Raw genomic sequence first — 22,895 nt, forward strand, 5'->3', positions numbered from 1 at the left:
TCAAGATTGCTTGGAAGCTTGTTCGGCGGCGGCCTTGCTGGCCTCCACCGCCTTCACCGGCGAGTCGGGGCGTACCTTGGGCAGGCCTTCGACTATCACGCGGTCGCCGGCGGAAACGCCGGACTCGATCACCCAGCGGCCATCACGGGTATCCCCGGTCTTCACCTGGCGCACCCGCGCCATGCCATCCTTGTCGACCACGTAGACGAAGGTGCCGCGCGGCCCCTGGGCCAGGGCGCGTTCGGGCAGGGTGATGGCCTGCGGGCGGGTGAAGCCCTTCACCAGGACGCGCACGAACATGCCGGGCAGCAGTTTCTGCTCGGGGTTGGGCACCACAGCACGGGCGCTGACGGTGCCGGTGCCGGTGTTGACGAAGCTGTCGGTGAAGTCCACGCGGCCGGAAAGCGGGTAGGTGGAACCGTCGCCGAACTTGAGGTCGGCGCTCAGCAGGCCATCGTGGGGCAGTTGGATCTTGCCGTTCTTCACGCCGTCACGCAGGCGCTCGGCTTCGGTATCCGGGTAGGCGAAGTTGACGTAGATGGGGTCGAGCTGGGTGAGTTGGGTCAGCAGGCTGCCGTTGGGGTCGCCCGCCACGATGAGGCTGCCCTCGGAACGGGTCTCCTTGCTGGTCATGCCGGAGATGGGCGCTTCCACCGTGGTGTAGTCGAGGTCGATCTGACGGGCCTTCACCTCGGCCTGGGCGGCTTCGACGTTGGCCTTGCTTTGTTCGAAGTTGGAAATCGCGTTGTCCAGTTCGCTCTCGCTGGCGTAGCCCTTCTTCTGCAGTTCACGGGTACGTTTCAGATCACGTTCGGTCTGGCGGTAGCGCGCCTGCTCCTGGGCCAGGGCGCCCTTGGCCCGCGCCAGGGCCGCTTCGTAGGTGCGCGGATCGATACGGAACAGGATCTCGCCCTGCTTCACCCGGCTGCCTTCGGTGTAGGTGCGTTGCTGGAGGATACCGCTCACCTGGGCCCGCACCTCCACCTCGCGATAGCCCGCAGTGCGCCCGGCGTACTCCAGAACCAGCGGCAACGGCGCGGCCTTGGCGGTCTCCACGACCACTTCCGGGGCGGGCGGTGCACCTCCCGGAGCATCGGCGGCACCAGCTAATCCAGCAAAACTGGCGCTTGCGGCGATTAGTGCAAGGCTAAAAGGAAGGCTGCGAACAAACGGCATAAGGTGTCTCCATACGGTGCCGAACTGGCAAAAAGAACAGGAGCGGAACTCTACATCCACATATGTATGTAAATGATTGTTTACCACGCAAAATCGGTAAACTCCGACCCCCAAACAAGAAGCCTAGACAGTATTGGCCCAACTGCTATGCGCAGAACGAAAGAAGAAGCAGAGAAAACCCGTGGTGCGATCCTGGTCGCAGCCGAACACTTGTTCCTGGAGAACGGCGTGGCGCACACGTCGCTTGAGCAGATCGCCCGTGCCGCCGGCGTGACGCGGGGTGCCGTCTACTGGCATTTCCAGAACAAGGCACACCTGTTCCACGAAATGCTGTCCCAGGTGCGCCTGCCCCAGGAGCAGATGATCGACCGCCTCGGCGGCTGCAACGGGCAGGACCCGATGCTGTCGCTACGCGACCTGTGCCTGGAGGCCATCGTTAATCTCGCGCGGGACGAGCAGCGCCAGCGGATCTTCAACATCCTGCTGCACCGCTGCGAATTCACCGAAGAATTGCGTGAGGCCGAAGAGCGCCATTACGCCTTCGTCGACCAGTTCATCCAGCTGTGTGATGCCCTGTTCGCGCGGGCGCCCTGCCGCGAACGCCTGCGCCCGGGCATCACGTCGCTACAGGCTTCCCGTGCGGTGCACGGCCTGGTGATCGGTCTGTTCAGTGACTGGACCCGCGACCCGACGCTGTTCGACCCGCTGACGGATGCCGAACCCATGGTGGACGCACTGTTCCGCGGGTTGGTGAAGGATTGGGACTGACCCGGACGGGAGCCCGGGGGTCGATCGTGGGAGCGAATTCATTCGCGATTGAAATCGCTCCCACAATCAATGATTGACCTGGTATCAGGCCGCCTCGGCCTGATAACCCTCTTCGCGGATCGCCTCCAGCACCTGCTCTTCCGCCAACCGGCTGGCGACCCGGACTTCACCTGCCGCCAGGTCCACCTGCACTTCGGCAGCCTGGTCGCGGGCCTGCACGGCCTGGGTAATGGCGCGGACGCAATGGCCGCAGGACATGCCTTGAACCTTGAATACCTGCATGGTCGTTCTCCTTTCGAGTGGAAACTGGAGCCAGTCTCATCCTTCCCACCATGGCAAGGTCAATAGGCCTTTTTGCAGCCTGCATCCGCACCGACGGGTTCACTCCGTGGAACTAGAATGGTGCTGTCCACCTCGCAGGAGATTCCCGCCATGTACGGCTTGCGCCCTGCCCTTCTGGCCCTGCTGGCCGCGCCCTTGCTGGCCCAGGCCCAGCCGCCGATCGACTACGGCGTGCTGATCATCTCCCGCGAGCGCATCGAGCTCGCCACCGCCTGCGACGTCGGTCTCTATCTGGAAGACCAGTTGGCCGCGCGGCTGGTGCAGGGGCAGATCGTGTCCTTCAACCTGCCGCCGGGGCCCGTGTCGATCCGCCTCAGCCTGCTCGGACCGGGTCGCTGCAAGCCGGGCATCGAGCAATTGCGCCAGCAGACCATCACCCTGGGGGCCGGGGAGGTGCGCAAGTACCGTCTCGCGCAGAGCACCGAAGGCCTGTACCTGGTGCCGACCACAGCGGTGCAATGACCGCTTGACCTTACCCTTGTGTCAAGGTTGATCCTAGTTCGCAGATTAGGAGGATCAGCCCATGACCCAGTCGATTTCCATCGATCTGCCCATCAGCGGAATGACCTGTGCCAGCTGTGCTGGACGGGTCGAGCGTGCCCTGGCCAAGGTGCCGGGCGTACAGACCGCCAGCGTCAACCTGGCCACTGAACAGGCCCGCGTCGAAGCCCCCGGCGACAGCCTGCCGGCCCTGGTGGCGGCCGTCGAGGCGGCGGGCTACCAGGTTCCCGCCCAGCGCCTGGAGCTCGCCATCGGCGGCATGACCTGCGCCAGTTGCGCCGGCCGCGTGGAGCGCGCGCTGCGCAAGGTGCCGGGCGTAGCGCAGGTAAGCGTGAATCTGGCCAGCGAGCGCGCCCATCTGGAGCTGTTCGGTCAGCCCGACAGCGCCGCCCTGATCCAGGCCGTGGAAGGCGCCGGCTACAGCGCCAGCCTGGTGGATGAAACCCGGCCCCCGGTCGACGACGCCGAGGCCCGCCTGAGCCGCGAGCGCTGGGCGGTACTGCTCGCCCTCGCCCTGGCCCTGCCGCTGGTGGTGCCCATGCTGCTGGAATGGTTCGGCGGCCACTGGATGCTGCCGGCCTGGGTACAGTTCGTCCTGGCGACGCCGGTGCAATTCATCCTCGGTGCGCGCTTCTATCGCGCCGCCTGGAAGGCCGTGAAGGCCGGTGCCGGCAACATGGACCTGCTGGTGGCCATCGGCACCAGCGCCGGTTATGGCCTGAGCCTCTACCAGTGGTGGGCCGCACAACCTAGCCAGATGCCGCACCTGTATTTCGAAGCCTCGGCGGTGGTGATCGCCCTGGTGTTGCTGGGCAAGTACCTGGAAAGCCGCGCCAAGCGCCAGACCAGCGCCGCGATTCGCGCCCTGGAGGCCCTGCGGCCGGAACGTGCCACCCGCCTGCGCGAAGGTCGCGAGGAAGAAGTCGGCATCGCCGCCCTGCAACTGGGTGACCTGCTGGTGGTGAAGCCCGGTGAACGTTTCCCGGCCGACGGCGAAGTCAGCGAGGGCCAAAGCCACGCCGATGAAGCCCTGATCAGCGGTGAAAGCCTGCCGGTGCCGAAGCAGCCCGGCGACCGCGTCACCGCCGGTGCCATCAACGGCGAAGGCAGGCTGCTGGTGCGCACCACGGCCCTCGGCGGCGAAACCGTGCTGGCGCGGATCATCCGCCTGGTGGAAGACGCCCAGGCAGCCAAGGCACCGATCCAGAAGCTGGTGGACAAGGTCAGCCAGGTGTTCGTCCCGGCGGTCCTGCTCATCGCCTTCGCCACCCTGGTGGGCTGGCTGCTGGCCGGCGCCAGCGTGGAAACGGCGCTCATCAACGCCGTGGCCGTGCTGGTGATCGCCTGCCCCTGCGCCCTGGGTCTGGCCACCCCCACCGCGATCATGGCCGGTACTGGCGTCGCCGCGCGTCACGGCATCCTGATCAAGGACGCCGAAGCCCTGGAAGTCGCCCACGCAGTGCAAGCGGTGGCCTTCGACAAGACCGGCACCCTGACTTCCGGCAGCCCGCGCATCGCCCATCTGGTAGCGCTGAACGGCGACGAAGGCGAATTGCTGCAACTGGCCGGGGCCCTGCAGCGCGGCAGCGAGCACCCGCTGGCCAAGGCGGTGCTGGATGCCTGCGCCGAACGCCATCTCGAAGCCCCCACGGTGGACGCGAGCCAGGCCCTAGCCGGACGCGGCATCCAGGGCCGGGTGAATGGCCGCCTGCTGGCCCTCGGCAACCGTCGCCTGCTGGACGAGCAGAATCTCCCGGCCGGCGACCTGGCCAATCACGCCAAGGCCTGGGAAGCCGAAGGGCGCACCCTGTCCTGGCTGCTGGAACTGGAACCGGAGCGGCGTGTGCTGGGCCTGTTCGCCTTCGGCGACACCCTGAAGGACGGCGCGGCTGACGCCGTGGCGGCCCTGCGTGACCGCGCCATCCACAGCCACCTGATCACCGGCGACAACCGTGGCAGCGCGCGGGTGGTGGCCGAAGCGCTGGGCATCGAGTCGGTGCATGCCGAAGTGCTGCCGGCCGACAAGGCCGCCACCGTGGCCGAGCTCAAGGCCAAGGGCGCTGTGGTCGCCATGGTCGGCGACGGCATCAACGACGCCCCGGCCCTGGCCGCGGCCGACGTCGGCATCGCCATGGGCGGCGGCACGGACGTGGCCATGCATGCGGCCGGTATTACCCTGATGCGCGGCGATCCGCGCCTGGTGCCAGCGGCCCTGGATATCTCCCGGCGCACCTATGCGAAGATCCGCCAGAACCTGTTCTGGGCCTTCATCTACAACCTGATCGGCATTCCCCTGGCCGCTGCCGGCCTGCTCAGCCCCGTGGTGGCAGGCGCGGCCATGGCGCTGTCCAGTGTCAGCGTGGTGAGCAACGCCCTGCTGCTGAAAACCTGGAAGCCGGACGAATGATGCACGCTCCTGTAGGAGCCAGCTTGCTGGCGAAGGTTCGCGAGCAAGCTCGCTCCTACGGTCGAGCGCGTGCACAAGAGAGGAAATCGGTATGAACATCGGCCAAGCCGCAAAGAAAAGCGGGCTGACCTCCAAGATGATCCGCTACTACGAAGGCATCGGCCTGCTGCCGGAAGCGGGACGCAGCGACAGCGGTTACCGCCAGTACAGCAGCCAGGACCTGCACACCCTGGCCTTCATCAAGCGCTCGCGGGACCTGGGGTTCTCACTTGAAGAGGTGGGCCGGCTGCTGGAGCTCTGGCAGGACCGCCAACGCGCCAGCGCCGACGTGAAGTCCCTGGCCCGCGACCATATCGAGGCGCTGAACCGCAAGATCGCCGAACTGGCCGGCCTGCGTGACACCCTGCAGGAACTGGTGGATCACTGCCAGGGCGACCACCGCCCGGACTGCCCGATCCTCAAGGACTTGGAGTCAGGCGGCTGTTGCCACTGAAGACACGATCGATCACCGACTTGGGCAGCACCGTGATCGCGAGACCGGTGAACACCAGTACGCAGGCGAGCCAGCCGCTCGTGCTGAGTGCTTCGCCCAGCAACAGCCAGCCGGCCAGCAGGCCGGATACCGGCACCGCGAGAGCGAAGGGCGTCACCAGGCTGGCCGGGTAGCGATGCAGCAGGAAACTCCACAAGCCGTAGCCGACGGTGGTGGCGAGGAAGGCGACGTTGAGCAGCGCGCCAATCCCGCCCCAGCTGGGATGGGTCAGGGCTGCGACGATGGCCTCCGGCCCCTCCAGCAGATAGGAAAGCGCCAGCAGCGGTAACGGCGGGATCAGGCTGACCCAGCAGATCAGCCGCAGCATGTCCGTCGCACCGCTGCGCTTGGTGGCGATATTGGAGAAAGCCCAGGCCAGCGCGGCGGCGATCACCATCATGAACGCCACCAGGCTGTTCCCCATCGGCCGGTCGAGCCCGATCAGCACCAGGCCAGAGGCCGCCAGCACCAGCCCCACCAGGCTCCGGCGGCTGGGGCGCTCGCCGAGGAACAGGGCGGCCAGCAGGATGGTGAAGAACACCTGGCTCTGCAGCACCAGCGACGACAGCCCCGCCGGCATCCCCATGTGCATACCCACGAACAGGATGCCGAACTTGATCACCCCGAGCAGCACGCCAATCTGCACGATGCGCCAGAACGGCGCCGGCATCGGTCCGCGCAGGAACAGCAGCGGCAGCGCCGCGAGGGCGAAGCGCAGGGCGCAGAACAGCAGCGGCGGGAAGTCCTCCAGGCCGACCTTGATGAACACGAAGTTGACGCCCCAGATCAGGGTGACCAGCAGGGCCAGGAGAATGTGCGGGAGAGGCATGGCGAGGGCTCCGGGAATTGGGGCACACGCTAGCAGCCAGGCGCTGAAATGTATGGATACAGATTCCGGGGAAAACTGTGGTGGGCTGTATGCGCCGTGCGCGCTATCCGCTCCTTGTGGGGGCGAATTCATTCGCGATGCAGGCCGAAGGGCTGCCCTTCAATACCGTGCCACTCCCACCATCCCTCACCCCAACCCTCTCCCAGAGGGAGAGGGAGCTGTCCGTGCGGGCGTCCAGCTATTGCACATCCCTGTAGGGGCGAATTCATTCGCCAAGCAGGCCGAAGGGCTGCCCTGCAAGGCCGTGCAATACCCGCCTGCCCTCACCCCCGGCCCCTCTCCCTGAAGAGGAGAGGGGTGAGTCGCGCCGGCAATTGCGTGCACTCCTGCCACTCCCTGTGGGAGCGAATTCATTCGCGAATGGCGTCGGAACGACGCCCAAAGAAAAAGGGCCGCAAGCGCGGCCCTTTCTTTCAACCTGAAACCCTCACACCTGCGACTGCAGGTAGTTCTCCAGGCCGATGCGGTCGATCAGGCCAAGCTGCTGTTCCAGCCAGTAGGCGTGATCCTCTTCGGTGTCCTTGAGCTGGGCGGCGAGGATGTCGCGGCTCATGTAGTCCTTGTGCTTCTCGCACAGGGTGATGCCCTTGCTTAGCGCGGCGCGTACTTCGTATTCCAGCTTGAGGTCGGCGCGCAGCATGTCCGGTACGGTGTGGCCGGGATGGATGGTGCGCGGGCGCATGTCCGGGGTGGCTTCGAGGAAGAGGATGCGCTGCAGCAACGCATCGGCGTGCTGGGTCTCTTCTTCCATCTCGTGGTTGATGCGCTCGAAGAGCTTGTTGAAGCCCCAGTCCTGGTACATCCGCGAATGCAGGAAGTACTGGTCACGGGCAGCCAGCTCGCCGCGCAACAGGTCCTTTAGGTACTCCACCACTTCGGCTTGGCCTTGCATCTGTCCATCTCCTGAAAAAACCAATGAGCAAGGATCGTGCGCCGCCCCGAACTGGTCAAGTGCGGCTCAGCCGCGCATCCACGGTGGCTCAGGCTCTTCCCGTCCTTCCGGCGCGTCCTGTTCGGCAAGCGCCGCCTGGCGCCGGGCTTCATCGGCCAGGGCCGCCTTGATCTCGCGCATCACGGCATCCAGATCGGCGGCGTCTTCGGGCTCGTCGAAGTGACCGGTGAGCGGGGATTCCGGGGTCAGCTTGCCTTCCTCGAAGAGTGCCCACATTTCCTTCGCGTACCGGGTGTACAGCAACTCGGGGGCGAACTGCCCGAAATAGGCCGCCATGTTGCCGACATCACGCTCCAACATGCGGAAGGCGTGGTTGTTGCCGGCAGCGTCCACCGCCTGGGGCAGGTCGATGATCACCGGGCCGTAGGGGTCGAGCAGCACGTTGAACTCGGACAAGTCGCCATGCACCAGGCCCGCGCAGAGCATCTTCACGATCTCGCCGATCATGAAGGCATGGAATTCGCGGGCATCCTCAGGGGTCAGATCGACATCGTTCAGGCGCGGTGCGGCATCGCCCTCGCCATCGCTGACCAGTTCCATCAGCAGCACGCCGTCGAGGAAGTCGTAGGGCTTGGGCACCCGGACCCCGGCATTGGCCAGGCGGAACAGCGCCGACACCTCGGCGTTCTGCCAGGTCTCCTCGCGCTCGCGGCGGCCGTACTTCGAGCCCTTGGCCATGGCGCGGGCGTCGCGGCTGTTGCGGACCTTGCGGCCCTCCTGGTACTCGGCGGCCTGGCGGAAACCGCGCTTGTTGGCCTCCTTGTAGACCTTGGCGCAACGCAGCTCGCTGCCGCAGCGCACGACATACACGGAGGCTTCCTTGCCGCTCATCAGCGGACGCAGGACTTCATCGATCAGGCCATCTTCCAGCAATGGCTCGAGGCGCTTCGGGGTCTTCATGCAGGTGCTGCGGGTGCCTTCAAAGGAGAGGAGAGAATGGGCCGACGTTATACGGCATGCGGGCAGCGGCGGCTATCCACGTCGTGAAAGGCCGCGACGAAGCGCCTCTATTCCATAGCGCACCTTGGCCGGCAGGGCATCACGGCGCGGGGTGACGATATACAGCCCCACCGGCGTCGGCTGCCACTCCGGCAACAGCGCCAGCAAGCGGCCGCTGGCCAGTTCCTCGCGGACTTCCGGCTCCGGCTGCAACGACAGGCCTAGCCCGGCCAGGGTGAAGCTGCGCACCGCGAGGATGTTGTTGCAACCCACGCGCGGTTCCAGGCGCAGCCGTTGCTGCTCGCCGCCGGGGCCGGTGAAGGTCAGTTGATGCTGCTGGCGCTCGCCGTTGAGGCTGATCCAGTCCAGCTCCAGCAATTGTTCGGGTCGCTGGATCGGGCCACTGCGGGCCAGATAGGCCGGCGCGCAGCAGAGCACCGCCGGCCAGTCGGCGAGGTGACGGGCCACCAGGCTGGAATCCTCCTGGCGGCCGACGCGGATGGCGAGGTCGATACGCTGCTCCACCAGGTCGATCTGTTCGTCATGGAAGAACAGCTGCAGGCTCAGCCCCGGATGGGCCTCCAGCAGCGGCGCCAGGGCCTCGGTCAGCATGCCGTTGGAGAAACCCACGGGTGCCGCGATGCGCAACTCCCCCACCGGCGCATCGCGCAGTTCGGCCAGCCGCTGCTCGGCCTGCTGCGCCAACTCCAGCACCTGGGCGCAGCTCTTGTAGAACACCGCACCGGCCTCGGTCAGGGTCAGCTTGCGGGTGGTGCGGTGCAGCAGGCTGACCTGAGTTTCCTCCTCCAGCTTGCGGATCTGCTGGCTGACCGCCGAGGCCGTCATGCCCAGCACTTCCGCCGCCGCCACCATGCTGCCGCGCTCCACCACCGTGGCGAATACCGCCATGCGCTTGAGCTGCTCCATTCGTAAGCTCCGCTTAATTGTGAAAGCACCTTTCGGCACTTTTTCCGCCGATTATCCAGCAGCGATTATGCGTCACCTCGCAACCTGCCATGGAGACGCACATGAAAATCGCCCTGATCGGCGCCACCGGATTCGTCGGTTCCGCTGTCCTCAGCGAAGCCCTGCAACGCGGCCACCAGGTGACCGCCATCGTCCGCCACCCGGAAAAACTGCCCCAGCACACCGGCCTCGCCGCCGTGAAAGGCGATGCCTATGACGCCGCCGCCATCGCCCAGGCCGTCGCCGGGCATGACGCAGTGGTCCACGCCTTCAACCCCGGCTGGGGCGAGGCGCGGATTCGCGAACTGTTCATCGAAGGCACCCGCGCCATCTTCGCCGGGGTCAAGCAGGCCGGCATCAAACGCCTGCTGGTGGTCGGCGGTGCCGGCAGCCTGTACGTCGCACCGAATCTGCAACTGATCGACACGCCAGACTTCCCCGCCGAGTACAAGGAAGGCGCGGAAGGCGCGCGCCAGGCACTCAACCTGATCCGCGAGGAACAGGGCCTGGACTGGTCCTTCATCTCCCCGCCCGCCTCGCTGGAACCGAGCGAGCGCAGCGGCCGCTTCCGCATCGGCGGCGACCAGCTGCTGATGAGCGGCGAACACCCGGCGCGCATCAGCGTGGCCGACCTTGCCGTGGCGATCGTCGACGAGCTGGAACAGCCCCAGCACATCCGTCAACGCTTCACCGTAGGTTACTGAGGACCACGCCCATGACCCTGACCGCATCCGCCCATGTCGTCACCGCCACCCCGGCGCGCTACATCACCCGCCTGTGCAAACACTTCGCCCACCGCGTGCCGGTGAGCCATGACGAACAGCAGGGCCGCATCGAGTTCGACCTGGGCCTCGGCCTGCTCCGCGCCGAAGGCGACGGCCTGACCCTGGCCGTGGAAAGCCAGAGCCCGGAAGGCCTGGAGCGCCTGAAGGACATCGTCGGCAGCCACTTCGTACGGGTGGCGTGGCAGGAAGAGCTGACGCTGGAGTGGCGATGACCTCGGGGCAGCTGCGCTGCCCTTGGCGAATGAATTCGCCCCTACAAAATCCAATCCTTCACCGGCTTCTACCGAAACAACTCACCGGGCGTCACGCCGAACAAGCCCTTGAATGCGGCAATGAACGCCGACGGTGATTCGTACCCGCTGGCCAGCGCCACTTCGGTAACGCTGGCACCGCCCTCCAGAGGCTGCAATGCGGCGAGCAAGCGCAGGCGTTGCCGCCACTGGCGAAAGCTCAGTCCCGTCTCGCGCTGGAAGGCGCGGGTCAGGGTCTTCTCCGAGCTGTTCAGCCGCGCCGCCCACTCCCCCAGGCTGTGCCCGAGATCCGGCTGGGCCACCAGTTCGCTGCACAACCGCAGCAGGCGTGGCTCAGCCGGCATCGGCAGGGAGAACCCCGCCTCCGGCAAGGCTCGTAGCTGGTCCAGCAGCACGCTAACCAGCCGCGCCTCGGCGCTTTCGCCCTCGGGGTACTCCACCGGCAGCTCGCAGAAGGCCTTGATCAGCTCCCGCGCCAACGGCGTCACTTCCAGCACCCGGCAGCGTTCGGGGGCCCAGGCGCTGGCATCGCGGCGCACGTAGAGACTGCGCATCTCGGCGTTCATCGACGTCACCACCTCATGCTCCAGCCCGGCCGGCACCCACACCGCCCAGTGCGGTGGCGCGTAATAGCTGCCCTCGGCGGTATGCACACCGAGCACGCCACTGATGGCATAGGAAAGCTGCACCCAGTCGTGGGTGTGACGGGCCGTCCAGGAACCAGCACGCAGGCTTTCCGCACGGGCATAGAGGGGACGGGGCAACTGCTCGAGCCGAGGAATCTGGCGTTGCAGGTCGATTTGTCCGTTTGGCGACATATGTTGATCCCATGTCGTTAGACGGTCGGATTCTGCGCCCGTTAGTCTCCGGCCTCAAGTTCGCGCGACTTCGGAGGCCCCATGTCAGCACTCAAACCCCTGAAACGCCTGTTCACCGACTGGTTCCTCGGCGGCATGCTGCTGGCGGTCACCCTCGCCTGGCTGTTCCCCAATGTCGGCAAGCACGGCGGCACCCTGCATGCCGGCAGCCTGATCAACGCCGGGGTGTTCCTGGTGTTCTTCCTCCACGGCATCAACCTGTCCACCGAGCAGATCAGGAAGGGCCTGGGCAACTGGCGCCTGCACGTGATGGTGCAGGTCTTCACCTTCGCCATCTTCCCGCTGTTCTGGCTGGCGGCGAACAAGCTGCTGGACGGCCAGGTGCCGCCCGCCTTGATGCTGGGCTTCTTCTACCTCTGCGCCCTGCCCTCGACCATTTCCTCATCCGTGGCCCTGACCGGCAGCGCCGGTGGCAACGTACCGGCGGCCATCCTCAACGCCAGCCTGTCGAGCCTGCTGGGGGTGTTCCTGACGCCCTGGCTGATCAGCCTGGTGGCCGACGCCAACGGTGGCATCGACCTCGGCCAGACCCTGCTCGACCTCAGCCTGCTGCTGCTCCTGCCGCTGGTGCTCGGCCAGGCGCTGCGGCCGCTGTGGGGCAAATTCTTCGCCCGCTACAAGCGCTACACCGGGATCTTCGACAAGCTGGTGATCCTGCTGCTGGTGTTCGCCTCCTTCAGCGACTCGGTGGCCGGTGGCGTCTGGCAACAGCAAGGACCGGAAACCCTGCTGGTGGCCTTCGTCGGCTGCGCCCTGCTGCTGGCCCTGATGCTCTGGCTGACCACCCGATCCGCCCGGAGCCTGGGCTTCAACCATGAGGACGAGATCGCCGCGGTGTTCTGCGCCACCAAGAAGTCCCTGGCCGCCGGCGCGCCGATGGCCGCCATCATCTTCGGCGCCAGCCCGACGTTGGGCCTGATCCTGCTGCCGATCATGCTCTACCACCAGATGCAGCTGATCGTCTGCGCGGTCATGGCCGAGCGTTATTCCCTGCGCGGCCGGGCCCTGGCGGCCAGCGCCGCCTGATGCCCACTCGCTCCGTCGCCCAACTCCGCTTCCCCTGCGCAGAGCGCCCCTGCAGGCGCGGCAGGGGGTTCCGCGAGGCAAAAAAAAAAAGGGCGGCCCCGACATTGCGGGCCGCCCTAAATCACGGAGTTGCTTACATCACGTGGCAGCGATGACTTGCCGCCACGGGTATTGGATTACTTTTCTAGGATCGCGGTCACACCCTGGCCACCTGCGGCGCAAATCGAGATGAGCCCGCGCCCCTCGCCCGCCACCGAAAGCAGCTTGGCCAGGTTGGCGACGATGCGCCCGCCAGTGGCGGCGAAGGGATGTCCGGCGGCCAGGGAGCTGCCCTTGACGTTCAGCTTGCCGTGGTCGATGGAGCCCAGCGGCTTGTCCAGGCCGAGGCGGGTCTTGCAGTACTCAGCGTCTTCCCAGGCCTTGAGGGTGCAGAGCACCTGGGCGGCGAAGGCTTCGTGGATCTCGTAGAAATCGAAATCCTGCAGCGTCAGGCCATTGCGCGCGAGCAGACGCGGCACGGCATAAGCCGGCGCCATCAGCAGCCCCTCCTTGCCGCCGACGAAGTCCACCGCCGCCGCTTCGCCATCCTTGAAGTAGGCGAGGATCGGCAGCCCGCGCGCCTTGGCCCATTCCTCGCTGGCCAGCAGCACCACCGAGGCACCATCGGTGAGCGGTGTGGAGTTGGCCGCCGTCAGGGTGCCGCGCGGGCCGCGCTCGAACACCGGTTTCAGGCTCGCCAACTTCGCGGGGTCGATGTCCGGGCGCAGGTTCTGGTCGCGGTTCAGGCCACGGAAGGGGCTCATCAGGTCGTTCTGCCAGCCTTCGGCATAGGCTGCCGCCAGCTTCCGGTGACTGGCGACGGCAAGTTGGTCCTGCTCATCACGGGGGATGGCCCAGGTCTGCGCCATCAGCTCGCAGTGCTCGCCCATGGACAGCCCGGTGCGCGGCTCGCCGTTGCGCGGAATATGCGGCGCCAGGTGGCGCGGGCGCACCTTCAGCAGGGTCTTGATCTTGTCGCCGGTGGTCTTGCCGCGATTGGCCTCCAGCAGGATCTTGCGCAGCTCCTCGTGCACGCCGATGGGCGCATCGGAAGTGGTGTCCACGCCGCCGGCGATGCCGCACTCGATCTGCCCCAGGGCGATCTTGTTGGCCACCAGGATCGCTGCCTCCAGGCCGGTACCGCAGGCCTGCTGGATGTCGTAGGCCGGGGTTTCCGGCGCCAGGCGCGAGCCCAGTACGCACTCGCGCGCCAGGTTGAAGTCGCGGGAGTGCTTGAGCACCGCGCCCGCCGCGAACTCCCCTACGCGCACGCCATGGAGGTTGAAGCGTTCCACCAGGCCTTCGAGGGCGCTGGTCAGCATGTCCTGGTTGCTCGCCGTGGCGTAGACGGTATTGGAGCGGGCGAAGGGGATGCGGTTGCCGCCGACGATGGCGACCCGGCGAAGCTGGGCCATGGTGACTCCTTGCGATGAGGGTTTGCAGGTTGCAGTGTCGGCTACAAGACTAGACGCCTGGATTGGCCGCCTTGCCGGCTGGCAGGTCAGCGCGGTCAATTGCGCGCAACCTGCCTCTGCGTAGAGTGGGCCCACTTTCGATTGACCAGCAGGAGCGCTATCCCATGAACGACCGTTACCTCGCCTTCGCCAACTCCAACGCCGGCCGGCGCCTGGTTGGCGCCCTCGGCCTGCCGGCGCCGGTGCGCCTGGAGCGCTGGATGGCGGGCCGCACACGGCCGGTGGATGGCGCCTTGCTGATCGGCGGCTCGGGCAGCCTGGCCGAAGCCGCCAGCGCCGCGCTGAACCGGCTCACCGATCAGAACTTTGCGGACGTTGAGGGCCGCTTCGGCCTGCCGCGCTGGACCGCCGAGCACGGCCCGAAACTCAAGGCGCTGATCTTCGATGCCAGCGGCCTGACCCGCTTCGAGCAACTGATCGAACTGCGCGACTTCTTCCAGCCGGCCATCAAGGGCCTGGGCAAGTGCCCGAAAGTGGTGGTCCTGGCCCGCACTCCGGAAGCCACCAAGGACCTGGTGGCCGCCAGCGTGCAGCGTTCCCTGGAAGGCTTCACCCGTTCGCTGGGCAAGGAAATCCGCCGGGGCGGCAACGTCCAGCTCGTCTATGTGGGCAAGGGTGCCGAGGACCAACTGGAAGGCACGCTGCGTTTCTTCCTCTCGCCGAAGAGCGCCTATGTGTCCGCCCAGGTGCTGCGCCTGACGGCCTGCGCCGAGAAGGTGCAGGACTGGACCCGCCCGCTGGCCGGCAAGCGCGCGCTGGTCACCGGCGCCTCCCGGGGCATCGGCGCCGCCATCGCGGAAACCCTGGCGCGCGACGGGGCCGAGGTCATCCTGCTGGACGTGCCCCAGGCAAAAGACGCCCTCGCCGGCCTGGCCGCGCGCCTGGGCGGTCGTGGCGTGGCCATGGACATCACCGCCGAAGATGCCGCCAGCCAGCTGGTGGACGCGCTGCCGGAGGGTGTGGATATCCTCGTGCACAACGCCGGCATCACCCGCGACAAGACCCTCGCCAAGATGAGCGACGACTTCTGGAATTCGGTGATCAACGTCAACCTGCGCGCGCCGCAGGTGCTCACCCAGGCCCTGCTGGACGCCGGCAAGCTGCACGACAACGGCCGCGTAGTGCTGATCGCCTCCATCAGCGGCATTGCCGGCAACCTGGGCCAGACCAACTACGCGGTCAGCAAGGCGGGCGTCATCGGCCTCGCGCAGAACTGGGCGCCGGTACTGGGCAAACGTGGCATCAGCATCAATGCCGTGGCGCCGGGCTTCATCGAAACCCAGATGACCGCCGCCATCCCCCTCACCATCCGCGAAGCCGGCCGGCGCATGAACTCCATGAACCAGGGCGGCCTGCCCCAGGACGTGGCCGAAGCCGTGGCCTGGTTCGCCCAACCCGGCTCCGGCGCCCTGACCGGGCAGGTGATGCGGGTGTGTGGGCAGAGCCTGTTGGGGGCTTGAGCCAAGGCAGCCGGCGCGAATCAAATCCCTGTAGGGGTGAATTCGTTCGCCAAGCAGGCCGAAGGTCTGCCCTTCAGGGCCCACAGGGGACAGCTGCGCTGTCCTTGGCGAATAAATTCGCCCCTACAGGAAGAGCAACTCGACCAACCGTTGCACGGACAGCCCCCTCTCCCTCTGGGGTGAAGAGGCACGCTTTCGAAAGCACTGCTTTCGGTGCCGATGAACGCCAGGGCGCGAAGCGATCTGGCCGGGGCGCAGAGCGGGGTTGGGGTGAGGGAATTTCCGCGCGGTGTTCACCCCTCGCCCTTCCCCTTCCTGCGGAACTCCACCGGCGTATCCCCCACCCAGCGCTTGAACGCCCGGTAGAAGGTGCTCGGCTCGGAAAACCCGGTGCGCTCGACGATCACCTCGATGCGCTCGTCGGTCTTCAGCAGCAGTTCCTTGGCCAACCGGCAGCGGTAGTCGGTCACCAGGTCGTTGAAGCGCACGCCGGCCATGGCCAGGCGTTCACGCAGTCGGCGGGCCGGCATGTTCAGGCGCGCGGCCACCTGCTCCAGGGTCGCGCCGCCATTGACCAGCAGCTCGCCGATCAGCTCGCGCACCTGGCGCACCAGGTCCAGGCGTTCCACCTCAGCCAGTTGGCGACGGGCCAGGGATTCGTGCATGCGCAACAGGTCCGGCGCGGCGTGGCGCGAAGGCTTGTTGAGCACTTCGGCATCGAAGATCAGCGCGTAACGGTCAGCTCCCAGCTTCGCCGGGCAGCCGTAGACCGACTGATAGCGCTCGGCGGGGGCGCCTTCGGCGTGCATCAGTTGCACTTCATGGGGTTTGAACTGGCCCTCGGTCAGGGCGTGGAACAGGCGGATCACCGCACCGGCGAGCATCTCCGGAAAGTGCCGGTTACTGCCCGCGTGCCGGCCGAGGGACAGCACGGCGCGGTCGTCTTCCACGTCCAGATGGGCGCTCAGGGTGTCCGAGAGCAGGCGCACATAGCGCAGGGCGTGGCGCAGCCCCTCGCCAAAGGTGCCACTGGAGAGGAACAGGTATTCCAGCAGCAGCCCGTGGAATGCCGGCAGGTGACCCGCCAGATAGAGGCCGACATGCTCCTCACCGCACTCGTCGGCGGCGGCCTTCCAGAACTGGGTTTGCGCTGTATGGGGAAAGCGACCTGCAGGCAGCCCGCCAGGCGGCAGGCCCACGCGCACCAGAACCTTGTCCGGGTCGGTGCCGCTGGCACGCAGGGCGTCGATCACCGGGCGCATCAGCGCCACATCGTCGGTCAGATCACGCATCATTTTCGGAGAATTCTTATTGTCTGCGAGTCGCGGCAATCTTATGCGGCTTCTTCCCCGCCGCTCAAGGCCGCGATTGACTGCCCTGCCGACGCCCCGGGAGGGCCGGCCAATGTGCATGGGAAAGCGCTGGCTATGCTGAGTGCCATTCGCCTCAAGGAGATCCCCCATGGCCACCGACTGGCTCGATCTGTCCGCATCGCCCGCCCTCCCCGGCCTGTTCGCCCGCGCCGCCGTACGCCGTGGCACACGCGGCAAGGCCCTGCCCGAGCTGGGCGTGCGCTGCCAGGTGAGCGTCGACGCCGGACACCTGGCGCGCTACCGCAGCGTCTGCGGCTTCAGCGACAAAGGCCTGCTGCCGGCAACCTACCCGCACATCCTCGCCTTCCCGCTGCAGATGCGCCTGCTCACCAACCCGTGCTTCCCCTTTCCGCTGCTGGGCCTGGTGCACCTGGAAAACCGTATCCGCGTATTGCGGGCGCTGGGCGGCCTCGGCCCCTTCACCGTCAGCGTGGAGACAGCCAACCTGCAGCCCCATGAAAAGGGCGTCACCTTCAGCCTGATCACCCGCCTGGAAGATCAGCTCGGTCTGGTCTGGGAAGGCGACAGCCGCATCCTCTTCCGTGGCCTGCGCCTGTCCGGCCAGCCCGAGCCGCGTGCTGCAGTGGAGAGCCTGCCCCTGGATCACCTGGACCAGTGGTACGCCGACGCCAACATCGGCCGGCGCTACGCGCGAGTGGCCGGCGACTACAACCCCATCCACCTCGCGGCGGCCAGCGCCAGGTTGTTCGGTTTCCCCCGCGCCATCGCCCACGGCCTGTGGAACAAGGCCCGCAGCCTGGCGGCGCTGGAAATCCACCTGCCCGCCGCCGGCTACGAAGTGGAGGTGCGCTTCCAGAAACCCGTGCTGCTGCCCGCCGAAGTCACCTTGCTGGCCAGCGCGCCGGGGCCTTCCGGCCAGCTTGCCCTGCGCGGCAAGGACGACACCCCGCACATGACCGGAAGCTGGCGCCCCCTCGGCTGACCCTTGCATGGCGGTGCAAGCGGCGGGACCATTGGCGGCTCAAGGAGAGCCCCATGAACCTCGACGAAATCACCACCCGCCTGCACGCCATCCGCGATCACAACGACTGGCGGCAATTCCACAGTCCGAAAAACCTGGCCATGGCCGCCAGCGTGGAAATGTCCGAGCTGGTGGAAATCTTCCAATGGCTGACCGAAGACCAGTCGCGCCAGCTGCCCCCGGAAAAACTCGCCCACGCCGGCCAGGAAGTGGGCGACATCGTCCTCTACCTCCTGCTGCTCTGTGCCGAACTCGGCCTGGACATGGACGCCGTGGTGCGCGCCAAGCTCGCCGACAGCGAAAGGCGCTTCACATGAGCGACCGTCATTTCGATGAACTGGCGACTCGATTCGCCGAGAAGATCTACGGCGGCGCCAAGGGCGCCATCCGCCTCGCCGTGCTCCAGGCCGACCTGTCGGAAGTCCTCCCCGACCGGCCGCTGCGGGTGCTGGACGTTGGCGCCGGCCTCGGTCACATGGCCCTCTGGCTGGCGGAACGCGGCCACCAGGTAACCCTCGCCGAACCCGCCGAGCCCATGCTCGAAGGCGCCCGCCAACGCTTCGCCGAGGCCGGCCACGCCGCCACCTTCATCCAGGCGCCCTGGCAGGAGCTGCTCGGCCAGCTCACCGAGCCCTACGACCTGGTGCTGTGCCACGCCGTGCTGGAATGGCTGGCCGACCCGCACGCCATCCTGCCGGTGCTGCACCAGCTCACCGCCAAGGACGGGATGCTGTCGCTGGCCTTCTACAACAAGGACGCGCTGATCTACCGCAACCTGCTCAAGGGCCACTTCCGCAAGCTGCGCAAGCACAAGTTCGCCGGCGAAGGACAGAGCCTGACCCCGCAGCAACCGCTGGATCCGCGCGACCTGGCGAAACAACTCGACGGTCACTGGCAGGTCGAAAGACAAAGCGGCGTGCGGGTGTTCCACGACTACATGCCCCAGGAGTTCCAGGCCAAGGCCGAACTGGTGGACCTGCTGGAAATGGAGCTCGCCTACCGCCGCCATCCCAGCTATCAGGGATTGGGCCGGTACCTGCACTGGATCTGCCGCCCGCTTTGAACGGAGGCCCCATGAAACGTCCTGCCCTGCTCGCCCTCACGCTGCTACTCGGCGCCTGCCAGAGCCCCAATCCCTACCAGTATCAATCCCGCCCGCTGCCGCCCGCCCCGCCGGGCGCGGCCACCACCTTCGACCGCAGTGCCTACCCCGCGCCGCCGCGCGACTTTGGCCGCTATCGCAGCTGGACCTGGCTCGACGGCCAACTGCCCGCCGGCAATAACTGGACGACGCCCGAACAGATGGCCGACATGGTCAATGCCGGCCTCGACCAGCACGGCCTGCGCCAGGCCCGCGACCCCGGCCAGGCCGACCTCAAGGTCACCGCCAGCCTGCAATACGAGCGGCGCCTGCGGCAGTACAACGACTATGCCGGCGCCTACTACGGCAGCGGCCCCTGGCACGACCAGTACGGCGCCTGGGCCAGCGTGCCGGTGGTGCGCACCTACGAGGAACAGGTGGCAGTGGTCTACCTGCAATTCTTCGATGCCCACGACAACCAGTCGGTGTGGAGCGGCAGCGGCGAGGCGTACGCCAACGGCAGCCGCAGCGAGAGCGTCAGCGCATTGCGGCAGGCCGTGAAGAATGCGCTCGACGGCTACCCGCCGCACTGACCTTGGTGGCGCGCCTTCCCGCCCGGGACCAGGGGCCGTGCAGGAGGCGATCCGCCGCTCCGCCAAGCTCGCAAATTCCCCTTGCCGACCGCCCTGCCTTGCGTTTCGATAATGATTCCGGCAGAGGAGATTCCGCCATGATCCGCCGCACGTTACTCCTATCCACCGCCCTGCTCCTGGCGGCCTGCCAGAGCTACAACGTGAACCGCGATTACGACAGCACCCGCGACTTCGGTGCCTATCGCAGCTGGAGCTGGAAGGAGCCGGCCCTGCAATATTCCCCCGACGATCCGCGCATCAAGAGTGACCTCACCGAGCAACGCATCCTTGATGCCGTCAGCCAGCAGCTCGACCAGCGCGGCCTGCGCCCGGCCGCCAATGGCAAGGCCGACCTCAACGTCCAGTCCTGGCTGATCGTCGACGAGCGCCAGCAGCAGACCAGCTACAACTACGGTGGCGCCTGGGGCGGCTATTGGGGAGGTTATTGGGGCGGCCCGGCCTACACCGAAACCCGCATTTACAACTACAAGGTCGCCACCATCCAGGTGGACCTGTACGACAGCAAGGACGGCAAGCTGGTCTGGCGCGGCAGCGCCGAACAGATCATGCAGAGTGCGCCACCAAGCCCCGCCGAGCGCGAGGCCGCCATCCGTGAAACGATCGCCAAGGTGATCGAACAATATCCGCCGCATTGAGGACCGCATGTCCGCAGCCAATCCCCATCTGCAATACCGCACCGCCATCGCCGAGGACCTGCACGAAGTCGTCCGCTTCCCCCAGGATGCGGACGAACTCTTCTTCGCCTACCCCAAGGCCAGTTGGCCCCTGACCGTCGGCCAGCTGGCCGCCGCCATGGCCGAACGCCGGGGCAGCACCGTCGCCCTGCTGGACGGCAAGGTCGCCGGTTTCGCCAACTTCTACCAATGGCAGCACGGCGAGTTCTGCGCCCTGGGCAACATGATGGTGGCCCTCTGGGCCCGTGGGCACGGCGTGGCCCAGTTCCTGATCGAAGCCATGGAGCGACAGGCCCGCGAGCAGTACAAGGCCAAACTGATGAAGGTCTCCTGCTTCAACGCCAACGCCGGCGGCCTGCTGCTCTACACCCGCCTCGGCTACCAGCCACGCGCCATCGTCGAACGGATTTCCCCGGAAGGCCGTCGCATCGCCCTGGTACAGATGGACAAGCCCCTCACGGACTGAGCCTTATGACCATCCGCCTCGCCACGGAGGCTGACCTGCCGCTGTTGGCCACCATCGAGCAGAACGCCGCTGCACTGTTCAGCCCGGACGACCTGCCGCCTGAACATCGCGGCGACACCCTGCCCCTGGAACACCTGCAGCACGCCCGGGCTAACGACCTGCTCTGGGTTGCCCTGGCTCCGTGCGGGGCTGTGGCGGGCTTTCTGGCAGCGGAAGGCGCCGGGGATGAGCTGCATATCTGTGAAATGAGCGTCACGCCCGAACAGGGCGGCAAGGGCCTGGGCCGTGCGCTGCTGGCCACGGCGATCGACCACGGGCGTGATGCCGGGTACGCAGCCTTGACCCTCACTACCTTCGGCCATGTTCCCTGGAACCGGCCGTTCTACGAGCGTCTGGGCTTTCGTGCATTGGCGCCTGAGGAATGTGGCGAGCGCCTGCAACGCATCCTGGCAGCCGAGTCCCGCTCCGGCCTGCGCAATCGCGTGGCCATGCGCCGGGACCTGCCCTGAACCGGTCGGCGCTTCCCGTCGCCTTGGCCCGTTCCGTCACTAAACTTATCCACAAGACACCGGCCCGCGCCGATGTCGGGTGGGGAGCGGGAGGCTCCTCCTTGTGTGCCGGCACCGCTGGCTTACCGGGAGCGACAGGCCAGTGCCTGGCAGGAGGTGTCCCATGACCATGATCACCCAGTTGCAGAGCTGCCTTTCGCAGCACAAGACCCGCTTCGACCTGCTCAGCCACAGCACCGCCATGACCACCCGCGAAGCCGCCCGCCGCGCCGGCGTTCCACTCCAACAGATGGCCAAGCCGGTGATCCTCGACGACTTCCAGGGCCACTGGATGATGGCCGTGGTCCCGGCCTCTCGCCACGTCGACCTGGAGAAGGTCCACAGACTCACCCACCGCCACTGGCGCCTGGTGCGCGAACGTGACTTCGGCAAACGCTTCGCCGATTGCGACATCGGCGCCATCCCCGCCGTCGGCAACCTCTTCGGTCTCGAAACCCTGATCGACCAGTCGCTCACCGAGCAGTCGGACATCTACTTCGAATCCGGCCGCCACGACGAGCTGGTGCACATGAGCGGCAAGCAATACATGGCGCTGATGCCTGAGGCGATAAGGGGGAAATTGTGCGAATAGCGGTTCAGGCCGCTTGTGGGAGCGAATTTATTCGCGAACAGATTCGCTCCCACAGAGGAGGTTGGGCTGCCTTCAAGTTGGGGACTTCAATCGCCATGCCGACGGGAAAAAAGACTGGCGCGTGCTCCCACGTAGCAAGCCGCCGAATCCACCTCCCGACCACGCCGTAGGGTGGGCTTCAGCCCACCACCGCCCCTTTGCAGGAACCGTGTTCCCAGGACATGGCGCGACCCTAGTGGATATCCCCACAGAAGATGTCGTAGTTGCCGTCCGCCGGGGTCGTCCGGAGCACGAGTGAATGGTCACTCGCGCGAAGCGTCGAGAGAGACACCGGCGCAGACTTCGACATCCACCACACACCGCCCCGGAAGCGGCGGTCGGTAATCAGCGTCCTGTTCAGCCCATAGGCGGGTGAGGCGCCCTGATTCGCGCAGGTTCCCGGATAGATATAGGTGTAAAGACGGACAGGCCGGGTGGTGTAGGAAGGTACGCCGCCGATGACCAGGGAAATGCTCGTATTGTCGCCCCGTGGCACCAGCATCGCCTGAGCGATCTTCCCGGCGTTTCGCTGGGTGGCGTTCATTTTGACCTGGACCATCTCCTTCCTGGCCTCGTTTGCGCATCCGCAAACAAAGACCGCCATCAGAACCAGAGCCAGACATTTTGGTGCGTTCATCGCTGGCCTCCCGCGGTGAGAAGCGCCATTGCAATGGTCAACTACTCAATATACGCGCGGGATTGGCGACGGCAGCAACTCTCTACCCAGCGGTCGAGGCGCAAGGGGGAAGGTGGCGAGCGGGTCGAAGTTCGGCTTCTCTCCCGCTACCGATAGGAACTCAGGGCTTGTACTGGCTCTGCGCAATGCACCACTTGCTGGCCGGGTCTTTCGACTGGGTGCACGAGTTGCGGAAAATCACCTGAGCGTGCTTCTGGCAATTGCGGAACTGCGTCGAGCCCTTCTCGTTCTTGCTGCACACGGTATCCAGCGCGATGGCGCCGTTACGCTCCTGCCAGTTCAGGTAATAGTTATCGCTGTTCGGCTTCTTGGCGGCGGGGGCGGCGGCAAACGAAACGCTTGCCATGAGCACCAGCGCGCTACCCAGTGCGAATCGGATGGTCATATCAACTCCTAATAGTCGC

The 22,895-nt window shown here is 66.4% G+C and carries 27 protein-coding genes; 16 read left to right on the plus strand and 11 right to left on the minus strand.

Annotated features, from left to right (window positions below):
- Positions 1-1,176 carry an efflux RND transporter periplasmic adaptor subunit gene (locus E8E91_RS10955; protein ID WP_271470842.1) on the minus strand — a complete coding sequence of 392 codons (1,176 nt, stop codon included), beginning with the start codon at positions 1,174-1,176 and terminating at the stop codon, positions 1-3.
- A gap of 147 nt (positions 1,177-1,323) precedes the next feature.
- Here E8E91_RS10955 and E8E91_RS10960 point away from each other — a divergent pair, with 147 nt between their 5' ends.
- Positions 1,324-1,944 (plus strand): TetR family transcriptional regulator, encoded by a 621-nt coding sequence (locus tag E8E91_RS10960; protein WP_271470841.1) that lies wholly within the window; start codon positions 1,324-1,326, stop codon positions 1,942-1,944.
- Positions 1,945-2,028: 84 nt separating this feature from the next.
- Here E8E91_RS10960 and E8E91_RS10965 read toward each other — a convergent pair whose 3' ends face one another.
- Entirely contained in the window at positions 2,029-2,226 is a 198-nt protein-coding gene (locus E8E91_RS10965) for a cation transporter (protein ID WP_069085773.1), read from the minus strand.
- A 117-nt stretch (positions 2,227-2,343) separates the two neighbouring features.
- Between E8E91_RS10965 and E8E91_RS10970 the strand changes: the two genes are divergently transcribed.
- The 3 genes from E8E91_RS10970 to cueR all read left to right on the plus strand — a co-directional run bounded on the left by E8E91_RS10970 (position 2,344) and on the right by cueR (position 5,687).
- Positions 2,344-2,748 (plus strand): hypothetical protein, encoded by a 405-nt coding sequence (locus E8E91_RS10970; RefSeq protein ID WP_280375782.1) that lies wholly within the window; start codon positions 2,344-2,346, stop codon positions 2,746-2,748.
- Positions 2,749-2,809: 61 nt separating this feature from the next.
- Positions 2,810-5,194, plus strand: coding sequence for a heavy metal translocating P-type ATPase (locus E8E91_RS10975; protein WP_280375784.1), 2,385 nt, complete (start codon positions 2,810-2,812; stop codon positions 5,192-5,194).
- A 91-nt stretch (positions 5,195-5,285) separates the two neighbouring features.
- A complete protein-coding gene (gene cueR / locus E8E91_RS10980; RefSeq protein ID WP_280375785.1) occupies positions 5,286-5,687 on the plus strand; it encodes a Cu(I)-responsive transcriptional regulator in 402 nt (133 codons plus the stop codon).
- Here the strand turns inward: cueR and E8E91_RS10985 are convergent.
- From E8E91_RS10985 to E8E91_RS11000, 4 genes are all read right to left on the minus strand, one after another.
- Entirely contained in the window at positions 5,653-6,555 is a 903-nt protein-coding gene (locus tag E8E91_RS10985) for an EamA family transporter (protein WP_280375786.1), read from the minus strand. The two genes, cueR and E8E91_RS10985, sit on opposite strands and share 35 nt — an antisense overlap.
- Before the next feature lie 487 nt (positions 6,556-7,042).
- Positions 7,043-7,507, minus strand: a complete 465-nt coding sequence (gene bfr, locus E8E91_RS10990; RefSeq protein WP_280375787.1) for a bacterioferritin — start codon at positions 7,505-7,507, stop codon at positions 7,043-7,045.
- A gap of 66 nt (positions 7,508-7,573) precedes the next feature.
- Positions 7,574-8,467, minus strand: coding sequence for a PA4780 family RIO1-like protein kinase (locus tag E8E91_RS10995; protein WP_280375788.1), 894 nt, complete (start codon positions 8,465-8,467; stop codon positions 7,574-7,576).
- Positions 8,468-8,539: 72 nt separating this feature from the next.
- On the minus strand, positions 8,540-9,433 hold the full coding sequence (locus tag E8E91_RS11000) for a LysR family transcriptional regulator (protein ID WP_280364392.1): 894 nt from the start codon (positions 9,431-9,433) through the stop codon (positions 8,540-8,542).
- A gap of 101 nt (positions 9,434-9,534) precedes the next feature.
- Here E8E91_RS11000 and E8E91_RS11005 point away from each other — a divergent pair, with 101 nt between their 5' ends.
- Positions 9,535-10,176, plus strand: a complete 642-nt coding sequence (locus tag E8E91_RS11005) for an NAD(P)-dependent oxidoreductase (protein ID WP_280375789.1) — start codon at positions 9,535-9,537, stop codon at positions 10,174-10,176.
- Between the two features lie 11 nt (positions 10,177-10,187).
- Positions 10,188-10,469 carry a DUF2218 domain-containing protein gene (locus E8E91_RS11010; RefSeq protein WP_280375790.1) on the plus strand — a complete coding sequence of 94 codons (282 nt, stop codon included), beginning with the start codon at positions 10,188-10,190 and terminating at the stop codon, positions 10,467-10,469.
- A gap of 68 nt (positions 10,470-10,537) precedes the next feature.
- On the opposite strand, the gene E8E91_RS11015 is transcribed toward E8E91_RS11010, so the two are convergent.
- Positions 10,538-11,326: a helix-turn-helix transcriptional regulator gene (locus tag E8E91_RS11015; protein WP_280375791.1), complete on the minus strand. Its 789-nt coding sequence runs from the start codon at positions 11,324-11,326 to the stop codon at positions 10,538-10,540.
- Positions 11,327-11,407: 81 nt separating this feature from the next.
- Between E8E91_RS11015 and E8E91_RS11020 the strand changes: the two genes are divergently transcribed.
- On the plus strand, positions 11,408-12,412 hold the full coding sequence (locus tag E8E91_RS11020) for a bile acid:sodium symporter family protein (protein WP_280375792.1): 1,005 nt from the start codon (positions 11,408-11,410) through the stop codon (positions 12,410-12,412).
- A 176-nt stretch (positions 12,413-12,588) separates the two neighbouring features.
- Here E8E91_RS11020 and E8E91_RS11025 read toward each other — a convergent pair whose 3' ends face one another.
- Positions 12,589-13,866, minus strand: coding sequence for an acetyl-CoA C-acetyltransferase (locus E8E91_RS11025; RefSeq protein WP_280375793.1), 1,278 nt, complete (start codon positions 13,864-13,866; stop codon positions 12,589-12,591).
- Between the two features lie 164 nt (positions 13,867-14,030).
- Here E8E91_RS11025 and E8E91_RS11030 point away from each other — a divergent pair, with 164 nt between their 5' ends.
- Positions 14,031-15,386: a 3-oxoacyl-ACP reductase gene (locus tag E8E91_RS11030; protein ID WP_280375794.1), complete on the plus strand. Its 1,356-nt coding sequence runs from the start codon at positions 14,031-14,033 to the stop codon at positions 15,384-15,386.
- Positions 15,387-15,679: 293 nt separating this feature from the next.
- Here the strand turns inward: E8E91_RS11030 and E8E91_RS11035 are convergent, their stop codons facing one another.
- Complete coding sequence (locus E8E91_RS11035; protein ID WP_271470869.1) at positions 15,680-16,678, minus strand: AraC family transcriptional regulator; 999 nt, start codon at positions 16,676-16,678, stop codon at positions 15,680-15,682.
- Between the two features lie 169 nt (positions 16,679-16,847).
- On the opposite strand from E8E91_RS11035, the gene E8E91_RS11040 reads away from it, so the two are divergent.
- The 8 genes from E8E91_RS11040 to E8E91_RS11075 all read left to right on the plus strand — a co-directional run bounded on the left by E8E91_RS11040 (position 16,848) and on the right by E8E91_RS11075 (position 21,755).
- The gene (locus E8E91_RS11040; protein WP_280375795.1) at positions 16,848-17,702 is read left to right on the plus strand and encodes a MaoC/PaaZ C-terminal domain-containing protein; all 855 of its coding nucleotides are present in this window, start codon (positions 16,848-16,850) and stop codon (positions 17,700-17,702) included.
- 53 nt (positions 17,703-17,755) lie between these two features.
- Complete coding sequence (locus E8E91_RS11045; RefSeq protein ID WP_280375796.1) at positions 17,756-18,058, plus strand: MazG-like family protein; 303 nt, start codon at positions 17,756-17,758, stop codon at positions 18,056-18,058.
- Positions 18,055-18,804, plus strand: a complete 750-nt coding sequence (locus tag E8E91_RS11050; RefSeq protein ID WP_190831670.1) for a methyltransferase domain-containing protein — start codon at positions 18,055-18,057, stop codon at positions 18,802-18,804. The genes E8E91_RS11045 and E8E91_RS11050 overlap by 4 nt, the downstream gene beginning before the upstream one ends.
- 11 nt (positions 18,805-18,815) lie before the next feature.
- Entirely contained in the window at positions 18,816-19,415 is a 600-nt protein-coding gene (locus E8E91_RS11055) for a DUF4136 domain-containing protein (protein ID WP_280375797.1), read from the plus strand.
- Positions 19,416-19,552: 137 nt separating this feature from the next.
- Positions 19,553-20,110, plus strand: coding sequence for a DUF4136 domain-containing protein (locus tag E8E91_RS11060; RefSeq protein WP_280364533.1), 558 nt, complete (start codon positions 19,553-19,555; stop codon positions 20,108-20,110).
- Positions 20,111-20,117: 7 nt separating this feature from the next.
- Entirely contained in the window at positions 20,118-20,615 is a 498-nt protein-coding gene (locus tag E8E91_RS11065) for a GNAT family N-acetyltransferase (RefSeq protein ID WP_280364536.1), read from the plus strand.
- Positions 20,616-20,620: 5 nt separating this feature from the next.
- On the plus strand, positions 20,621-21,124 hold the full coding sequence (locus tag E8E91_RS11070; RefSeq protein WP_280375798.1) for a GNAT family N-acetyltransferase: 504 nt from the start codon (positions 20,621-20,623) through the stop codon (positions 21,122-21,124).
- Between the two features lie 163 nt (positions 21,125-21,287).
- On the plus strand, positions 21,288-21,755 hold the full coding sequence (locus tag E8E91_RS11075) for a YbaK/EbsC family protein (RefSeq protein WP_280375799.1): 468 nt from the start codon (positions 21,288-21,290) through the stop codon (positions 21,753-21,755).
- A 232-nt stretch (positions 21,756-21,987) separates the two neighbouring features.
- Here the strand turns inward: E8E91_RS11075 and E8E91_RS11080 are convergent, their stop codons facing one another.
- Together E8E91_RS11080 and E8E91_RS11085 are read right to left on the minus strand one after the other, a co-directional pair.
- On the minus strand, positions 21,988-22,431 hold the full coding sequence (locus E8E91_RS11080; protein ID WP_280375800.1) for a hypothetical protein: 444 nt from the start codon (positions 22,429-22,431) through the stop codon (positions 21,988-21,990).
- A gap of 160 nt (positions 22,432-22,591) precedes the next feature.
- A complete protein-coding gene (locus tag E8E91_RS11085) occupies positions 22,592-22,876 on the minus strand; it encodes a hypothetical protein (RefSeq protein ID WP_190831658.1) in 285 nt (94 codons plus the stop codon).
- Positions 22,877-22,895: the final 19 nt, after the last annotated feature.

Origin of the sequence: Pseudomonas sp. BN515 (assembly GCF_029873155.1) — a bacterium.
GTDB lineage: Bacteria > Pseudomonadota > Gammaproteobacteria > Pseudomonadales > Pseudomonadaceae > Metapseudomonas.

What these genes read in the sequence shown, in the direction of transcription:
- E8E91_RS11080 (WP_280375800.1), bottom strand. Translation starts at nt 22,431, where the DNA reads ATGAACGCACCAAAATGTCTGGCTCTGGTTCTGATGGCGGTCTTTGTT.
- E8E91_RS11010 (WP_280375790.1), top strand. Translation starts at nt 10,188, where the DNA reads ATGACCCTGACCGCATCCGCCCATGTCGTCACCGCCACCCCGGCGCGC.
- E8E91_RS11070 (WP_280375798.1), top strand. Translation starts at nt 20,621, where the DNA reads ATGACCATCCGCCTCGCCACGGAGGCTGACCTGCCGCTGTTGGCCACC.
- E8E91_RS11045 (WP_280375796.1), top strand. Translation starts at nt 17,756, where the DNA reads ATGAACCTCGACGAAATCACCACCCGCCTGCACGCCATCCGCGATCAC.
- E8E91_RS11005 (WP_280375789.1), top strand. Translation starts at nt 9,535, where the DNA reads ATGAAAATCGCCCTGATCGGCGCCACCGGATTCGTCGGTTCCGCTGTC.
- E8E91_RS11055 (WP_280375797.1), top strand. Translation starts at nt 18,816, where the DNA reads ATGAAACGTCCTGCCCTGCTCGCCCTCACGCTGCTACTCGGCGCCTGC.
- E8E91_RS11015 (WP_280375791.1), bottom strand. Translation starts at nt 11,326, where the DNA reads ATGTCGCCAAACGGACAAATCGACCTGCAACGCCAGATTCCTCGGCTC.
- E8E91_RS11030 (WP_280375794.1), top strand. Translation starts at nt 14,031, where the DNA reads ATGAACGACCGTTACCTCGCCTTCGCCAACTCCAACGCCGGCCGGCGC.
- E8E91_RS10985 (WP_280375786.1), bottom strand. Translation starts at nt 6,555, where the DNA reads ATGCCTCTCCCGCACATTCTCCTGGCCCTGCTGGTCACCCTGATCTGG.
- E8E91_RS10970 (WP_280375782.1), top strand. Translation starts at nt 2,344, where the DNA reads ATGGTGCTGTCCACCTCGCAGGAGATTCCCGCCATGTACGGCTTGCGC.
- E8E91_RS10995 (WP_280375788.1), bottom strand. Translation starts at nt 8,467, where the DNA reads ATGAAGACCCCGAAGCGCCTCGAGCCATTGCTGGAAGATGGCCTGATC.
- E8E91_RS11020 (WP_280375792.1), top strand. Translation starts at nt 11,408, where the DNA reads ATGTCAGCACTCAAACCCCTGAAACGCCTGTTCACCGACTGGTTCCTC.
- E8E91_RS11040 (WP_280375795.1), top strand. Translation starts at nt 16,848, where the DNA reads ATGGCCACCGACTGGCTCGATCTGTCCGCATCGCCCGCCCTCCCCGGC.
- E8E91_RS11000 (WP_280364392.1), bottom strand. Translation starts at nt 9,433, where the DNA reads ATGGAGCAGCTCAAGCGCATGGCGGTATTCGCCACGGTGGTGGAGCGC.
- E8E91_RS11025 (WP_280375793.1), bottom strand. Translation starts at nt 13,866, where the DNA reads ATGGCCCAGCTTCGCCGGGTCGCCATCGTCGGCGGCAACCGCATCCCC.
- E8E91_RS11065 (WP_280364536.1), top strand. Translation starts at nt 20,118, where the DNA reads ATGTCCGCAGCCAATCCCCATCTGCAATACCGCACCGCCATCGCCGAG.
- cueR (WP_280375785.1), top strand. Translation starts at nt 5,286, where the DNA reads ATGAACATCGGCCAAGCCGCAAAGAAAAGCGGGCTGACCTCCAAGATG.
- E8E91_RS11050 (WP_190831670.1), top strand. Translation starts at nt 18,055, where the DNA reads ATGAGCGACCGTCATTTCGATGAACTGGCGACTCGATTCGCCGAGAAG.
- E8E91_RS11060 (WP_280364533.1), top strand. Translation starts at nt 19,553, where the DNA reads ATGATCCGCCGCACGTTACTCCTATCCACCGCCCTGCTCCTGGCGGCC.
- E8E91_RS10965 (WP_069085773.1), bottom strand. Translation starts at nt 2,226, where the DNA reads ATGCAGGTATTCAAGGTTCAAGGCATGTCCTGCGGCCATTGCGTCCGC.
- E8E91_RS11085 (WP_190831658.1), bottom strand. Translation starts at nt 22,876, where the DNA reads ATGACCATCCGATTCGCACTGGGTAGCGCGCTGGTGCTCATGGCAAGC.
- E8E91_RS10975 (WP_280375784.1), top strand. Translation starts at nt 2,810, where the DNA reads ATGACCCAGTCGATTTCCATCGATCTGCCCATCAGCGGAATGACCTGT.
- E8E91_RS10960 (WP_271470841.1), top strand. Translation starts at nt 1,324, where the DNA reads ATGCGCAGAACGAAAGAAGAAGCAGAGAAAACCCGTGGTGCGATCCTG.
- E8E91_RS11035 (WP_271470869.1), bottom strand. Translation starts at nt 16,678, where the DNA reads ATGCGTGATCTGACCGACGATGTGGCGCTGATGCGCCCGGTGATCGAC.
- E8E91_RS11075 (WP_280375799.1), top strand. Translation starts at nt 21,288, where the DNA reads ATGACCATGATCACCCAGTTGCAGAGCTGCCTTTCGCAGCACAAGACC.
- E8E91_RS10955 (WP_271470842.1), bottom strand. Translation starts at nt 1,176, where the DNA reads ATGCCGTTTGTTCGCAGCCTTCCTTTTAGCCTTGCACTAATCGCCGCA.
- bfr (WP_280375787.1), bottom strand. Translation starts at nt 7,507, where the DNA reads ATGCAAGGCCAAGCCGAAGTGGTGGAGTACCTAAAGGACCTGTTGCGC.